This is a genomic window from Paenisporosarcina macmurdoensis, assembly GCF_042658845.1.
Taxonomy (GTDB): domain Bacteria; phylum Bacillota; class Bacilli; order Bacillales_A; family Planococcaceae; genus Paenisporosarcina; species Paenisporosarcina macmurdoensis.
The window spans coordinates 14,869-31,507 of sequence record NZ_JBHSRI010000024.1; the positions used below are offsets into that span (position 1 = coordinate 14,869).

General features: G+C 38.7%; 14 protein-coding genes. 7 read left to right on the forward strand and 7 right to left on the reverse strand.

What is annotated here, in order from left to right:
• The first annotated feature begins 381 nt into the window (after positions 1–381).
• The 5 genes from ACFPYN_RS13595 to ACFPYN_RS13615 all read left to right on the forward strand — a co-directional run bounded on the left by ACFPYN_RS13595 (position 382) and on the right by ACFPYN_RS13615 (position 3,964).
• Positions 382–1,959: a YifB family Mg chelatase-like AAA ATPase gene (locus ACFPYN_RS13595; RefSeq protein ID WP_377734942.1), complete on the forward strand. Its 1,578-nt coding sequence runs from the start codon at positions 382–384 to the stop codon at positions 1,957–1,959.
• 3 nt (positions 1,960–1,962) lie between these two features.
• Positions 1,963–2,577 (forward strand): transposase, encoded by a 615-nt coding sequence (locus ACFPYN_RS13600; RefSeq protein ID WP_377734944.1) that lies wholly within the window; start codon positions 1,963–1,965, stop codon positions 2,575–2,577.
• Between the two features lie 40 nt (positions 2,578–2,617).
• On the forward strand, positions 2,618–2,812 hold the full coding sequence (locus ACFPYN_RS13605; protein ID WP_377734946.1) for a hypothetical protein: 195 nt from the start codon (positions 2,618–2,620) through the stop codon (positions 2,810–2,812).
• 226 nt (positions 2,813–3,038) lie between these two features.
• Positions 3,039–3,230: an antitoxin VbhA family protein gene (locus ACFPYN_RS13610; RefSeq protein WP_377734949.1), complete on the forward strand. Its 192-nt coding sequence runs from the start codon at positions 3,039–3,041 to the stop codon at positions 3,228–3,230.
• Positions 3,227–3,964 (forward strand): Fic/DOC family protein, encoded by a 738-nt coding sequence (locus tag ACFPYN_RS13615; protein ID WP_377734951.1) that lies wholly within the window; start codon positions 3,227–3,229, stop codon positions 3,962–3,964. Before ACFPYN_RS13610 ends, ACFPYN_RS13615 begins: the two co-directional genes overlap by 4 nt.
• A 289-nt stretch (positions 3,965–4,253) precedes the next feature.
• Here ACFPYN_RS13615 and ACFPYN_RS13620 read toward each other — a convergent pair whose 3' ends face one another.
• On the reverse strand, positions 4,254–4,598 hold the full coding sequence (locus ACFPYN_RS13620; RefSeq protein WP_377734952.1) for a hypothetical protein: 345 nt from the start codon (positions 4,596–4,598) through the stop codon (positions 4,254–4,256).
• Positions 4,599–4,893: 295 nt separating this feature from the next.
• Here ACFPYN_RS13620 and ACFPYN_RS13625 point away from each other — a divergent pair, with 295 nt between their 5' ends.
• Positions 4,894–5,625: a DUF6904 family protein gene (locus tag ACFPYN_RS13625; protein WP_377734954.1), complete on the forward strand. Its 732-nt coding sequence runs from the start codon at positions 4,894–4,896 to the stop codon at positions 5,623–5,625.
• 104 nt (positions 5,626–5,729) lie between these two features.
• Here ACFPYN_RS13625 and ACFPYN_RS13630 read toward each other — a convergent pair whose 3' ends face one another.
• From ACFPYN_RS13630 to ACFPYN_RS13655, 6 genes are all read right to left on the reverse strand, one after another.
• Positions 5,730–6,263 (reverse strand): hypothetical protein, encoded by a 534-nt coding sequence (locus tag ACFPYN_RS13630; RefSeq protein WP_377734956.1) that lies wholly within the window; start codon positions 6,261–6,263, stop codon positions 5,730–5,732.
• A gap of 279 nt (positions 6,264–6,542) precedes the next feature.
• Positions 6,543–7,121, reverse strand: a complete 579-nt coding sequence (locus tag ACFPYN_RS13635) for a DUF7713 domain-containing protein (RefSeq protein WP_377734957.1) — start codon at positions 7,119–7,121, stop codon at positions 6,543–6,545.
• Between the two features lie 188 nt (positions 7,122–7,309).
• Positions 7,310–7,609 carry a nucleotidyltransferase family protein gene (locus ACFPYN_RS13640; protein WP_377734958.1) on the reverse strand — a complete coding sequence of 100 codons (300 nt, stop codon included), beginning with the start codon at positions 7,607–7,609 and terminating at the stop codon, positions 7,310–7,312.
• Positions 7,606–8,019, reverse strand: coding sequence for an HI0074 family nucleotidyltransferase substrate-binding subunit (locus ACFPYN_RS13645; RefSeq protein ID WP_377734959.1), 414 nt, complete (start codon positions 8,017–8,019; stop codon positions 7,606–7,608). The genes ACFPYN_RS13640 and ACFPYN_RS13645 overlap by 4 nt, the downstream gene beginning before the upstream one ends.
• A gap of 615 nt (positions 8,020–8,634) precedes the next feature.
• A complete protein-coding gene (locus ACFPYN_RS13650) occupies positions 8,635–8,814 on the reverse strand; it encodes a hypothetical protein (RefSeq protein ID WP_377734960.1) in 180 nt (59 codons plus the stop codon).
• A gap of 1,480 nt (positions 8,815–10,294) precedes the next feature.
• Positions 10,295–14,149, reverse strand: coding sequence for an S-layer homology domain-containing protein (locus ACFPYN_RS13655; protein WP_377734961.1), 3,855 nt, complete (start codon positions 14,147–14,149; stop codon positions 10,295–10,297).
• A gap of 674 nt (positions 14,150–14,823) precedes the next feature.
• Here ACFPYN_RS13655 and ACFPYN_RS13660 point away from each other — a divergent pair.
• On the forward strand, positions 14,824–15,711 hold the full coding sequence (locus tag ACFPYN_RS13660) for a DUF4238 domain-containing protein (RefSeq protein ID WP_377734962.1): 888 nt from the start codon (positions 14,824–14,826) through the stop codon (positions 15,709–15,711).
• Positions 15,712–16,639: the final 928 nt, after the last annotated feature.

A 16,639-nucleotide genomic window follows, 5' to 3' on the forward strand; every position in this document is an offset into this window, starting at 1 on the left:
TCGTCTCCTATAGTTAAATTCTACTAAATTACCATATAAATGTATAGTATAAATTCACTGAATAATAAAATATTTTTTAGTACTTTAGTATGCAGAATAAAAGTTCACTTTGACTGTGGGTGGCACCTTTTCCCCTTTTGGTACCTGTGCATTTTGGGCAATAAAGTGCCACCCGCCAAAGTTGAAATTTCACCACTTCCATTGCACTTTTAGTTAATAGGCTCAAAATAAAATTTTGGCCATCTATTTCTCGTATATACATCTAAACCACAGGCAAAATTCAATTTTCTCCCGTTTTTTGCTTTCAAAATTCAATTTCGCCAATTTCCATACATCCTGCTGAGCCTTAGAGGCACTTGCGATTGAGGATTCACTTGCGTTATGATTTTTGAAAAGGGGAAAGTTGGTGACAAGTTGTCGTCATACATAATGAGTGTCGGATTGAATGGGTTGAAAGGGCAAGTGATTAAAGTTGAGGCGACTGTTCGAAGTGATAAAGAGCAGTGCATCATCATCGGGTTGCCGGATGCAACCATTAAAGAATCGCGTGAACGCATCCTTAATAGTTTGCACTCCCTCGCAATGGACATTGAAATGAAGAAAATCACCATTAATCTATCCCCTTCCGATGTCAAAAAGTCAGGGACTGGTTTTGATGGGGCGATGCTTCTCGCGGTCGTTCAAGAACTGCTCAAGAAAAAACTGCCAATCACAGACGACATATGCATCATTGCTGCTTTATCTCTTGATGGACAATTGTTATCGTTCCAAAGTCTAATTCCAACAGTGCAACAGGCGATCCAGCTTGGTTTCAAACGCATCTACTTACCACCGATTAATACGAATTTATTTGCCTATGTCACTGACATTGAATTGATATCATTCAACCATATTCGAGATATTATGAGTCATTTGCAGGGAAAAACTAGTCTTTTTACCATGCCCCTTTCCCTCCCTTCAAGCACAGAATTACAACCACTTGAACATGTGGAAGAAGAATCTATGGAGGATTTTTCGGCAATTCGAGGACATGAGGACGTCAAACGAGCGATGGAGATTTGTGCTGCCGGGGGACACCATTTATTAATGTCTGGACCTCCTGGTTGTGGAAAAAGCTTAATGGCTCACGCTTTTCATTCCATTTTGCCAGACATGACCCATGAGGAAATGCTTGAAGTTTATAGCATTTATCAGTTGACGTCTCAACCACGGGGCTTGTCACTGAGACCGCCAAAACGCGCTCCACATCACACGACATCTGAAGGGGCCATTCAAGGTGGCGGACGTTATCCGAAACCAGGAGAAATTTCACTTGCTCATCGCGGTGTGTTGTTTTTGGATGAACTCGGTCATTTTCAGCGGCGTGTGATTGATACTTTGCGCCAACCGCTCGAATTAGGTTATGCCACCGTTAACCGAGTGGAAGGTTCGCTTGAATTTCCTGCAGCCATCAATTTAATTACAGCTACCAATCCCTGTCCATGCGGCTACGCTGGCTCAAGCGAACGATATTGTACATGCAGCGACAAGCAGATTTTAAAATATCTCATGAAAGTGACGGGACCGATTATTGATCGAATCGATTTCGTCTTGCAAATGAAGAGCACGGGAATTTTCACTCAGTCTGCCGGGGAATCTTCCGCAGCTATTCGAGTTCGGGTCACTAAAGCTCGAAATATCCAACGAACTCGTTATGGCATGAATGTCACCAACTGCATTGTGCCCATTAAGCTTTTCGAACAACATATGAATATCTCTTCACAGCAACTCCAAACTGTTCAACAAGTATGTTTTGAAGAGAGGCTAAGCAGTCGTTCAACTACGAAAATTTTGAGACTTGCAAGGACCATTGCTGACCTGACAGGCTCTGAGCACGTGGCGGACCTTCACCTGACAGAAGCAATCGAGTGGAAGAAAAAAGCGTCGGCCATTCATACTGCTATGACGCGGGGTGGATAAATGATGGGCAGACGCAAACGGTATTGGCATCCAGCAGGTTGGTTTCATATTGTCATGCGCGGGAATAACCGCTCGCGCATTTTCCGCACACCAGAAGATATGGCAGCGCTTATTGCCGTGATTGATGAATGTCGAGAACGCTACCGTTTCACGATCATCGCTTTTTGTGTCATGACGAATCATTACCATTTGCTCATCAATTCACCAGATGTTCCGCTCGATAAAATTATGGCTCGTATCAATCGAAGCTTTAGTGATTACTATTCCAAAAAATATGGTCACGTGGGCCGTATTTATGAAAAACGCTATTATTCAAAAGAAGCAGAAGGTCCGTTCGCTGTCCTCGCCGTCAGTAGCTATATCCACCGCAATCCGATTGATACGAAGAAACCAATGGTCGAGCAGTTGATTGATTATCCCTACAGTTCGTTTCCGATGTATTGTTCGGAAGAGCCCGCACCGAAGTCATGGATTGATTTAGACCTTCTACCAACCTTGCTACCTGTTGGTATTGAACCGTCACGGCATAATTATAGTCTGTACTGTCAGCTTTATCGTCAAGCTACTGAAGAAGACAAGAAACTTAATCTCTTGCTGAGTGATGATGCGTGGTTGTGAGTGGTTGTGAATAAATACACATATTTTGAGTGAAGGTTTATTGAGTATCGTTTATTTTCTACATGTATTAGATGCTGAAAATAAGTTCCAGTCACTTTCTCGTTCAACTGAGACACTATTGTTTAAAGAATTACGCGACCTATTACAATATGCTGATTCAAGTGGCTACAACTTTAATGCTCTTTTAAAAGAAGTACATATTCCTAATTTGAGTGAATTAACACCATATATGTAGATTTTATAAACGCCAGTATCCGCTAAGCAGGAATTAACAGTTTTCGTCGCTAATTGAAAGCGCTCGTACTGGCAACTAACCTGATGTTAGGGGTGTAGTTACCAAAAGCGTTCAATTAAAAAAGAAGAGCTTACGCACATGTGTGTAGTTTTTCATCTGGAAAAGGTAACTTTTTTAAAAAACTTGTATAGTACTATGTATAAGCATGTCAGAGAGGGTGTTACCTATGCAATTACGAAAAGCAACAACTAAAAATGAACGTGAAAAAAGAGTGTTGTTCGCTACAGGAATGGCAGCGATAGATGGTGGGAAACCGACTGATTATACAAAAAAATTGTTGCGTGATTATGAAAATGGTGTGCTTACATCATCTGAGGTCAAGAAAGCAATCCTGGCTAAATATACAAATATTAAATGAGAGATCCGTACGCTTATCCCAACTCACATATATTAATCAACAAATTGGATATTCGAGATGAAGAAGAATTAGTTAAAATCGAAGCTCAATTGTTTATTGCGGCGATTGTGGATCTTGAGAACAGTTTTAATGTGACTGACTTGTTTCATCCAGATAGTGTACAGCAGATTCATTCTTATTTATTTGACAACTTATATGAATGGGCAGGGAATTTCCGGACGATTAATATCTATAAACCTGAACGAGTTTTAAGTGGACTATCTGTCAGTTATTCTGATTATCAAAACATTCCTTTCGTCCTAGCAGATATTTATGAATGGGCCTTTACTATCAAGTGGGATCAAAGAGAGCCTGATGTAGTGAAGAATTTCACTACGCTTTTAGTTAATCTTTGGCGTGTCCATCCTTTTCGAGAAGGTAATACGCAAACTTTATCAGTATTCATGAAATTATTTGCAGAGAAACATGGGATTTCTTTTAATGAACAAATCCTTTCTAACCATGCAGGGTACCTTCGAGCAGCTATAGCATTGGCTGCTATCGAGGAAGCACCAGAACCTGAAAGTTTAGTAAATATGATACATGATGCATTTGGTGTCCCAGGAACAGGTGATCTTGTTGAATTGGAATCTTCTAGTGATAGGTACCAATCCATTGAACAATTTGATGTTGAACACTACGAGGAGAACTATTTTTCAGTGGACCCACTTCAAATAGAACCTGATGAGAAATAGAACTGTTGAAAAATTTTGCAGTTCTATTTTTCCATTTTCTCTGCATCAGCTTGAGGGACATTCTCCATTTCCACTTGACGCCTATACCTCTCAATCATTCCATTTCAATCTGTTTCTTGAAAGCATAACTTAAGATACCGATGCGATATTGATACTACCCCCATGCAAATCTTCCAACGTCCTCTCTACCTTCCATTCATTCCACTACAACTACCGATATCGTTTCCGACGTATTCTAGAAATGAAAAAATCTCATTAAAAAAACAGTAAGTGGATTATTGCAAATCCCTTACTGTCTACTTAAACGTTCTATTTCTGATTCTACTTTAAAAACTCTTTTATTCAATACTTCAGTTTTATTGTCAACATGTTGGACGATTTTCTCTGTATATAATCCTAAACGATCAACAAGGTTCTCTTGCAAGGTTTGTATACCATTCTCAACTCTGTCAAGACCAGCTTCCAATGTTTGTTGTTGCGCTTCCAGTCTTTTTTGACCAGCCTCCAAGTTTTGTTGGCCTACTTCCAAAACTTTTTGACCACTCTCCAAGTTTTGTTGGCCTTGTTTCAATTCATTGATGTCAGTTCGCATATGTTTCAATTCACTCAAGATTTGTTTTAAGGTTTCTTCCACAAGATACCCTCCCGACCAATTTAGTTTATTTTAACTATACCGCCTTGCAAATAAACTATCCATCTGAAGGACTGTTTCACCTTTTCAATTCACTGTCATGTTTCGTTCTCCAAATCCTGCGTGTCACTTTACCCCAATTGTTATCCTTGCACCATTAGCTGGGTTTAAAATCTGAATCAAGTGGCGGTTGCTGCCTATATCGTGTCATCTTGTTACCCCATAGATACAGGCGATTCCATACTTCTCTCCGTGATATACTTGCTACAAAGAATTTACTTACAAAGGGGTAACAACAATGATCAGTATAAAACCCACGCAACATCTCACTGGAGTAACGGTATCAGGGGATGTCCATGACTTTCAGGAACTCTATGATGCGCTTCATGACATTGTAGGAGAAGAAAGTGAATACCCACACTATGATGCTGTGAGGATTCGCGTCCTCGGTGTTTGCTATGATATTCGACATGCCATTATGGGTAACCGTGGGGCTAAGCATGTACCGAACGGATTAGATCGAGATGGAATGAAATATTTGTCGATTACAGGTTCAGAAATGAACATCTATTTGACATTTGAAGTACTGTTGCCGGAAATGATCTTCGTTTCCTATGCACTAAACGATTTTATTCATCTATATGAACGTAACAACAAAACACATGCTTGGAATGCAACCAGTATGGCCGTACGAAAATTCCAATCGACTTTTGCCACTTGTCTCGAAGAAACGTTACCCGAAAAAAAGTTCGCACAACTGAAGAAGTACTTTATGACATCGAATCGTTGGGACCTCACAAAATACGAAGGCTACATGACGCAATACGTGGACACGCTCAATATTAAGTTCATTCATATGGACCAGGAAAAACGCGAAAAGAATATCAGCATCTTTGCTAAACGCCTAGCTGAAAAAGATCATCGCTACATGCAGGTGTTCCATGAAATACATGATATCGCTCGCGAAAATGGTGTCCACCCTGATGAAATCCGACCGATCGAACAATATCCAGATGACTACGAGTGGTAGGAATATGAGGACACACCATCAAATTCATTGCCATTCCCTAAAGCTTTGCGTGTTTCATTGATTTATTTGTAGTGAATTTTTTCGCAACACCGGATTATGGAGCGTTAACCTTTCAGCAAATTTTGTAGATTCCGTAGTAAGAAGTCTCTCCCCATTTCATCAAAGACGATTTGTTGATACGGGCTGCCATTATAAGAGCGTTCAATCATAGATATGCCGTAGCTTGCAGACGTGTCATTGGTGACCGAGCGCTTCGTGCCTTCTTCAGACTGTACTTCGGACAAAATCCCAAGCTTCTTGAGTTTGTCATTTAAGATTTTGCCGCTGAGCTTTTTGGAGACACTTGGGTCGAGTTGTTCGTTGACGCGATTGCAGAATTCATTGATGCCAATCAGATGATCTGGGAACTCGACTGCGTCTAACTGTTTTTGGGAGATAACATATTTTCCGGGTGCTTTCGTACGGTTTGATTTCGGCTCATTTAGGTGGTTTAATAGTAGAAATAATGGTCGAATGACGCGTGGATCTTGCAAGAAATGATGTTCATCTACTGGTTGATCCGTTATGGGATGTACTCCGTTTGCCATTTTTTCGAGTAGTTGTTTCGCCTCTAAAAGTCTAGTTTGTTGATTGCCCATTTGATCCCCTTCTCCCTGTCATTTTCTTTTACACTCCTATTTTTCGACAAATACCCATAAAATTCCTTCTATTCATTTTGTCTTTCTTTAGTTGTTTGTTGGACTTGTAGCTACCGTCAGTGTATTTCCTGAGATCGGTCACCCCCTGTGCCAAATACGCTCTTTCAACCTTCGCGATATTCCAACAATCTCTCAATAATTACCCATAGAAAAACCTCCTTTTAAATTACGTGATTCCGTAAATTTAATAGGAGGTGGTTCTCTTGATGTCATAAGTTCTTATTCCTCATCTATCCACTCAATTTCATCGGATATATCAACTGCCTCGACCTTTAACTGAAACCCTTCATAGGACATTAGCATCTTCCCGATTTCCTCCCATGTATAAGGCTTACCATCCACGACCAGAACCGGGTTGCCGTCTTCTTCCCTGTTTGATTCAACTATTCCTATCAAACGGTCTTTCTTCAGAGAATAATAATGTTGCCCGTTAGGAAACTTGCCTTCTTGGATGAACGTCTCCATCATTGCCCGCTCCGCTTTGTCAATCAACTGCAAAAACAGCTGACCTTGATCGCACTCCAACTCTCCATGAACGGCGAACTGATAGCCAAATGACTTTAACTCTTCTGCAACCATGCTGATTCCCCCTGAATGAAGCCGCTTTTTAATACTGAAATGCCGAACCATACCGTCACCGCCGCGAATCGAAACCCCTTCTGGATAACTTTCCACCTTTACACCAAGTACTTCCGACATCATCGCATTATAACAACCGATACAAAGCACTTCCTTTTCCATTTCTGAGCCGAAATGGATATAGGCCTCAGCGCTGCCACACCTTTGACAATCAACCATCTTCGTCACCTCTTTCACTAACCTTGTTGTGGTCCTTTATATTCCACAATAAAACAAGGCGCACACAAATACAATGGCTATCTAACAAATGAAAGAAAGAAGCTAATTGACCAGGTCAATTAGCTTCTTTCTTTCTTTCGGCACCACTTAAATTATGACAATTCACAGGTTTGATAATTCGGTTTTTTTCACAGCGGCGCGTTACGAATAATTATCTGTTGACAGGCATTAATTTCGTCTTTCAATTTATTGGAGGCGGTCTCCCAACGTATTAAGTCAATTTTCAGTAATGTATTCAATTCATTTTCCACTTGCTCCGAAAAATTTAACCAATCTATATCAGAGAGTTTAGGTGCCACTACAGCTAAATCGATATCCGAAGTTTCCGTATTATCCCCATACGCCCGCGATCCAAATAAAGACACAGATTCAATTTCGGGGTACCACTTTACAATAAGGCGTAGCTGATTTATTAACTCCTTATTCATTGCATCCATTTTCCTTCGTAACGAACTTTCAACTTCACAAAAGTATTCTTCATCTCGGGAAAATACTGTTTGATATTGGCCAAAATCCTCAAAGCCATTGCCTCATCATACACATGAGACGTCTCGTTGCGATCTTTTAGCATTTGTAGCCAGGATTTCTCATCTTCAAGCCACCCTACCTGGAATGCTTCTTTTAACGTTTCCCTTGGTGTTTTAGCATCAATACCTTCTGATAGCAGCAAACGTTTAAGGGTTTTCCAATAGATTTCGATGGTGAATTCGAAACGTTGAATCGTCCCATCTACCATAAGACTGTTATGTTGATCCTCTTTCAATGCATCCTCCAATCTCGAAAGCGCCCGTTCCAAATTCATTAAACTTTGTCGTACCTTGCGCTCCAAGTCCTCCACTTAAATCACTCCTACCCGTATATTATGTAATTTTACTATACTATACTTTCCAATGTTATTGACGACAATCTCTGGACTGTTTTTCGATCCAGCTGTCGTTAATCGATTATCCACAATAAAACAAGGCGCACCCAAATACAATGGCTATTTAACAAACGAAAGAAAGATGCTAAGTGACCAGATCACTTATCACCTTTCTTATAGTCAATCCTGCGGTTCATATGTAAACAACTCTTCCCTTATAGCTTTGACGAGCACAATGTTTCAAGTTTGGCTTAGAAAGTATAAAACAAGCTACCAAATATGAAATGGCAGCAGATTTTAAAATCCCAATATAGTTGTGATTGTCTACTTTTCTATAACTTTAGAAAAAGGTGCCACCCATGCTGATTTTAATCGTTATTTGTGATTTTAGCGGGTGATAATTAGCAAATAAATGATACACTTCAAAATTGTTTATCAAAATTTCTCGTTTTCTTTGTCATGGGTGGCACCACTTAAATTATGACTATTTACAAAATTGATCATTTAATCAAACTTACTTTTAAGAAACACATTGTCTACAGCTTTTAAGGATTTTCTCATGCAATTGTAGTGTATATTCTGATTAGTTTTTTACACAGGTACCCGATTTTTTATACCTTGTGGTGATTCCAAAATAGGATTCCAATTCCATTCATTGTTTGGTACATATTTTTTAAAGTTAAAAAGATAAGCTGTTGGAGAACTTAACCCAACGAAACCCACTCTATTTTTTTTAATTATGCCTTTTGCTTGTAAAATTTGTTTTACCATGGTTCACCTCATAAATTTATTTATTTTCAAAATTCACTATTTGAATACTAAACCAATAATTGAAATGTATATATTTAATGCTGATAAGACGTCTTCTGTAATTTCGATTAGGAAATTCCCTTTCAATAATTGCAGCATAAACCATGGGTTTATGAAATTTATCTTTATTAATTGCCATTCTAATTGCACCAATTAAACTCATTGCATTACCGGCTGTTTCCAGTGGACTGTTATTCGAAACGCTATTGGTCAAACTAATTATTAGAGGTGCTATAGAACAAATTATAGGCAATTTAATCGAATCCCATTTAAATTCTTTCATTCTACCTTTAATAAAATCAGCCTCAAACTAATTTAGCACTAACAATTGTTTCTGTTTCTTGTACCTGATTTTTTATTTTGCAGTTGAAACAGACAACACTTTATTGACTTCTCGATTTGTCAGTAAGTTGATGTCTTGTCTGTCAGCACTTTGCCGAATTTTTTTGTCCGCTCATTTAATGAATAAGAACTCGTTATATTTTAGAATTGTTTTCAACCCTGGACGCGAATATTAGACCTTATTATTTTTACCACTTAAAAATATTTCAGCCAATGTTAATACACCAACTACAAAAAATTGAAGTAATCTTTGGAAATCGGTATGTATTTGTTGAATTTTATTCGATAAATCAGCAATATAATTATAAATAATTATTACTTCATTGCTATTTCATCAAGCTTATCTAGTCGCACTTAATAGTCTCTCAATTGTTTTTTGATGGCCTTTAACTATTTCTTGATCAAGTTTATGACTATAAGAAATTATCGAATTCATTACATTAAGTAAATCAGTTGCAAAAGCAATTGCATTGTTTTTTGATATTTGTTCAGCAATATACTAATCTTTTTTCTTTCCTATAAGTTCCCCCATTTTATTTAATGATTGGGCTACTTCTTTTTTGCTGGCACCTGACTGTAGTTGAATATCATTGATTGCTTTTAAACCAGTAGGATTCTTTATTTCATTCCACTTATCCTCAATTTTTTAAAAGTTATAATTATTCATATTTTCCCCCTTACTTAAATATAGAAAAATATTATAGATATATGTAAATTCCATATTTATTATTATCTCTGCCGTTACTAAAATTTCCAAATTAATTCGTTCGGCAAATTTCGACATTCAAGGACTTTGGCCAAGACGCTCGCTGAATGTGACCAATTCACTTTGCCCGTCATCATTCGGTAATTCCTTGAAACTGTAGGTGGTTCTCTGTATGTCATTCACTGGTGTCCGAAGAGGTTCTACAACGTGGCACGACTGGTTCAGTAATTCATTGTTTAAACCTTTTTCAAAATTAGAGAGTAATGGTTTAGTAAAAAAATAGGTCACGAGGAAAAATATCCTCGTAGCCTATTACCCGATTTTTAAAAACTAGAAATGTAGTAGATTGTCAGAATTCTGGAGAATTTTTTTCATCCATGGGAAGCGAATTTTTTACTCACCAACACTTATATCAATATATTTGGTCCGATTTACACTAAGTAGACTTAATGATAGGACCCCTTCGCCTTGACCATCACTTTCCAAAATTGTAGTCGTGATCGTAGCCTTCCCATTAACAAAGGTGATCGTATCATTGGCCAATATTCGGTTGCCAATGGCCGAAAGGTAGATGAAATACCTTTGGCTGCCATTCAGTAGATTGCCTTGTGCATCGGTAGCATTGGTAAATTCAATGTGGAATTGTTCGCCAGGCTTCGGATGATACGTAGAAGACTTCACTGTCACATCCCCAAGTACTTCATTGGAAATATTCATCCCTAAGCCCCAGCCCCGAAGTAGCTCACCTGATTGTGTATCGGTCAAATCCAAACCCAGACGGAAATAGTCATTATCCATTTGCACTTTTTCATCTGATAGGAAGTATAGTCTAATCTCTTGGGAATCTTGGTCAATGTTAAATCCATCCGCACCATCTGGTCCGTTTTGATTCATGTCAAACCATTTCCCTGTATGGTCCTGTGCCCACAGCTGGATGCCCTCATGCTCAAAAGCCTTCAGCTTCGCTTCACCTGTAAAAGCTACGCCTTGTTCATTTTTTGTAATGTTCAAGACTATAGGAGCAAGTCCGTTGAATGCCGGAACGTCAATTGGGTTGCCCATTGGTGTTTCTGTCAGCAATTCCCCTTGGTAATAGTCTCCCACCAAGCCTTTTATCTGGTAATTAAATGGATATGGGCTCAGTTTCACTGCGATTTCACGTGAAATGACAACTTCCGGATTCACTTTATTTATATAGGTAAGCGTATACGTGCCTGTGACCATACTTTCTTCGAGAATCACCAATTTGCCGGTACTGCTGTCAAATGTATAGTCTTGATCTACCGCTGCATCCTCTGGTGTTTTCAAACTGAATGTCCCTTTGGTAATGTCACCGTGTATCGGGTTATCGTATAATCCCGTGATTGTCATCACTGGTTCAAAAACAGATTCATTCTCCCCTAGATAAACAACTGGATCTTGATTGTGGCTAAATTCCATAAAGCCACCTTGAGGCAACCCAGATACAGGTCCGGTGCCGAAATTATTTTCATTTACTTCGACCCAACCAGAATCATTCACATCAGAACCGTAAGCTGTAGCTCCAATTACAGGAATGGCTTTCATTTCTCCACTGGTCGGTGTTACGCCTTGCACATAATCCCCGCTATAGAAGACCATTTTGGTAGCTTCTGTTGTGACTTTCATATCAAAGGATTGGAAGAACTCTAAGTGTTTTTCCAACACTTGAATTTCTTGATCATTCTGGTCGAATAAATGGATGCTATCTATCGTTTTGCTCGAGTAGTTTGAGATCGTAATGCTATTGTTCATCGTTACAAGCTTTGAACCAGTTGCTGCATTCGGGTACCAGCCGGTTTCCGCAACCAATTGATCTTGGCTCTCCTCGAGATTCGCATAATCATTGCCGTAGCCGTTAAGGGACTTAATTGCCTCCGCATCCTTATTATCTAGCTTCACGGTAATCACTGTGTTCGATCCGTCCTCAGTATAAGAATACTCACCTTTATAAAGATTTGAACCTGCATTGACTTTCGTGTAGTCAGGACTCAAATAAACGGATTGTCCATTTTGTCCCGTCTGGTATTTGAAGTTTTCGGTAGCAAGTGGCTCCGTGAGCTTGCCTTTAACAGTAAACACCAGCAAACCATAATTCTCTGTCAGTCCTGCTGGCTCTTCCTGATTAAAGGAGATATCTGCCATGATTGCTTTTTCTACATGAATGTTGAACGTCAATTCTGCGGTTGCCGGCGTACCCACGCCTTTCGTAATCAGAGCAACCAGCTTCGCTCCGTTTACATGTACGGAGGCTTTGCTGTTATCTACCATGACTTTGCCGTTTTCAACACTCACGCCTGGAATCGTCTTATTTGATGAGTCCACAACGGACCACTCAATGGTTGTCCCCGCTTGATAGAAGACATCCGGCACATTGGCTTTAACCGATGTCATATCAGCGAACGTCAACTGCTCTATAGCCGATTTGACCCAATTGATTGCTGCTGTGTCCGTATCCTCCTGAACAATGACTGTACGCACGGCTTCGGTTGCCGCATTGCCCGCACTGTCCTTGACATTATAATGAATCATATAACTTCCTGAAACCGATGTATCAACCCGCTCCACAGCTACCCCGGTTTTTGTAATCGTTTTGATGGGAGCAAGATTCTTATCGGTATTATCGGTAACCACAACGCCAGGATCCGTGAATGTGCCCTTATAATCCACCGAAATTTGTGAATATCCAAGCAGCGTAATCACTGGCTTGATCGTATCCTGAATCGGTGGTGGCGTTACTGGTGGCGGTGATGGGAAAAATGGTGGTGCAGATGGTGCAGGTGCAGGAAGCTTAACCCCATTGACACTTTCGATGTTCTCTTTAATCTCTTCATAATTGCTGAATGTTTCTTGTGGTGTCCTTCCTTCCGGCAATATGATATTTTTAATCTTAATTTGATTGCCAAGAATAATCTTCCCTGAAGAATGAACGATAGCCTGTGAAATGTTTCCTGAACCATTCAGTGCCAAAACAGATTTCCCTGTTATATGTACACTTTCAATCGGTGCATTCAACTCTACTTCTGAAACCGAATCTGAAATCGAAACCTTAGACAACTTAGCATTAGCAGAAGCCGATACTTTCGCATTCTGCTGAATCGTCATATCCCCAACCGCAGTGCTACCTTCAAATGCAAATGCAGAATTCTTCCTATCAGCCTGAACATCATTTAGCTTTGAATCTTCCAGAATCAAGACCATATCATTATTTAAAACGGCCGTCCGGACTTGTCCATCACTAACTGAGGTTGTGCCTCTCACTTCTATGTTTTTGCCTTTAAAGCTACCTTTTGCATCTTCCTGGATTGATAGATTCCCGGTAATCGTCAGGTTCTTCATTTCATAGTTATCACCCGAAACCATGACATTTCCACTCAATGTCGCATTCCCTCCATCTAATACAACTGGAGAGTTCTGCTTTCCGCTTGATTTCAATGTCAACGAAGATACGGAATCAATCACGCCATCTTTTACTTTAAACTGGATAGCAGCGCCTTTTAGAGCAACGTTATTGCCACTGACGAAAAGAGGCTTTAATTTATCCGCTACCTTATACGCTTTGCCTGACAGCACGACTCCATCCTTGCCTAAGGAGTCAATCACTTTCGTTGCATATGCTTTATCTGCCCGGCTCGCAAATGCTACCAATTCTCCACGAGTCAACACATCACCTGGTGCAAACGTGTCCGTTGACTTGCCGAATGTTACTTCATTGGAAACTAAAGCTTGAATATACGCATAGTACCAAGCGTCTTTCTTTACGTCTTTGAAATGGATAGCTTGCCCACCATTAGACAAAGAAAAGGCTTCGCTAATCAGACGGGAAGCTTCTGCTCTTGTCAGGAATAGATCAGGCCGGAAAGTCCCGTCCTTATAGCCACCCATGATGCCTTGTTCAACAATTGCCGCAATGGAACCGTAATACCACTGTTCTTTCTTGATATCTTTCAAGTTCACTTTCTTTGGACTGGAAGTATCGAGCTCTAATATAGCAGCAATCATAACAGCTGCCTGGCCTCTTGTGACCGATTCATTCGGGCGGAATGTTCCGTCCTTATAGCCATTAATCTTGCCCTGTGCAAACAAATCAGCAATTTCAGGATAAAGTGCGTTTTCTTTTTTTACATCCGAAAAGAAAGCCTTACCTGTAGCGGCTCCCACTGGTGATGCTACCGAACTTACAGCCATAACAGCTGCAGTGGAAACGATGAACATATTTCTTCTCTTCAAACTCCATACACCCCTGTAGTTAAATTAATCTAAATATTTTAACAAATCCAACAATATTACTATATACATAGGAAAAAAGTATGTAAAGAAAAAAATGGAATATTTGATTATCTTATCCACGAATGGTAATAGAAAAACCTCCTACCAAATTACGAAATACCGCAATTTAATAGGAGGTGGTTCTCTTTATGTCCTAGGTGGCTCTATTATATGTCCGAAGTGGTTCTGATTCGTCTTACATGGTACTCAAGCATGTCCGACTTCACTGCTTTACCTTGAGATTCCGCTAAAGGTGCCACCCAGGCTAAACACAGTTGCAATTTCTAGTTAATTTTGTAGAAATAGATCAAAAAATTGATGCACTTAAAAATTGTTTATCAAAAATACTCGACTAAATTGATATGGGTGGCACCACTTAAATTATGACTATTTACAAAATTGATAATTAAATCAAACTTACTTTTAAGAAACCCATTGCCTACAGCTTTTAAGGGATTTCTCATGCAATTGTAGTGTATATTCTGATTAGTTTTTTACACAGGTACCCGATTTTATTAAAGTTGGAAGGAAATTCCTTAACAGTGTACAATGATATTTTAGATATTTGTCGGGAATATTCTATTATCTAAAGGAGAGGAATTTTACTGAAAAACATTACTAAACGTCAACATTTGGTGCCTAAATACTATTTGAAGAATTTTGCAATCAAGAATGGAAAAAGAGGAAAGAAACGTAAATATTTTATTAATGTTTATGATAATGTCTCAGGGCACTCTTTTTTTGGTGCTATAGATACTATAGCTTATGAAGATTATTATTATGAAGCTCCCGATAACCCTCAGATGTATAAAGATGGAAAGCCTGTTTTATCTGTAAACGAAGTAGAAGATTTTTTAGGTAAACTAGAATCACTAATTGCTCCTCGTCTAGATAAATTGATTACTCTTCTTGATTCCAGTCCAGAAACTATATCTACATTTTTAAATTCAGAAGAAAACAGAATGTGGATAGGGTTGCACTACCTATTACAATTCTATAGAACAAAGAATTGGAAACAACATAGTTCCTCGTTGGAAAAAGAAAATCTAAAACAAATACTCCTTTATAAAGAGTTTTATCATGGATGGAATGAAGCTAGATACAGAAAGAATTTAGAAATTCTTAATGAGTTTAGTACAGAAAAAGCATCTTGGAAACAAATTATTAAGCTGCTAGATTTAGAGGATTTAAATAGAGATTTAAATCAAATCGGTAACTATGTTTGGAGCATTGGTGAAAATAATTCAAAGATAAATATAGTAACCTCTGATTGTCCAATAATTCTTTTCGATTATTTTCCGGATGACAGTAAAACTTATTATTGTTCTTACCTGCCTTTATCACCAAGATATTGTCTAATAATTTACCATGAATATTTTATTACTTCTCAACTTAAACATTTAAATAGTAAGATGATGTCACTTAATGAAACTGAAGTGAAAAAATTTAATAGTCTTCTGAAGGATAAGTGCAGCAAGTTTCTATTTTCACAGCAACCAATAAGCAAGGATCATTTCCAATAGCAAATGGTATACTTATAATAATCATTCGCTTAACGGAGAAAAGTAGCAAAATTTTTTCTTGGTACCTATGGGTTTTCAGCCAGAAAGTGCCACCCACGCAAATCAGTATTGGTTTTCAGTGCGCAGTGAAGGCAGATTCGCGATATCATAGCCATAGAATGAGAAAGAACCGGTTGAAATGACTATGTCACTTCGGTCGGTTCTTTTTTTTTATGAAAAAATCACAAAAAAACAGTAAGTGGACTATTTCAAATCCCTTACTGTCTGCTTAATCTTTCTATTTCTGATTCTACTTTAAAAACGGTTCGTCGTATTAGAAACCCTTTTACAATTAACAAAGGAAGCCACTATTTATTCTAAGGTGCCACCCGTAGTGAATAATTCTAATAGTTTTTTACACAGGTACCCGATTTTTTATCTTGCTCTCTCCAACACCTCTGTAATCATATTTCTTGAGCATTTACAGCTGAATTCAATTCCTCGTTTCGTTACATTTTGATAATCCCGCCGAAGTATTTCTCGATATTTGACCATAAAAAACCTCCTATACTATTAGTTTACGGAATATTCCGCAAACTAATAGTATAGGAGTGGTTCTCTGTTGTCTCAAGTGGTACTATTTTATGTCCTAACTGGTTCTAAAACATGGCAGAGGTGGTTCTTTTGGATGGCTGTATTCACATACATGATTTTGCGGTTGAAATAGCTATAATAATTCTCGAATATGTTGATTTGACAAAAAAACAGACAACCAATTGATACGATAATTGGTTGTCTGTTTTAGATTCTACTTGTTAAAAAGGTAAGCGTCAAATAATGAACACATTGTTTCTTCTCAAAGAAAATGCCTTTCTGACTTTTGTCAGAAAGGCATTTTCTATTTCTTAAATTGGATATAGCAATCAGCCGGAAGATCCTTGGACCAGGG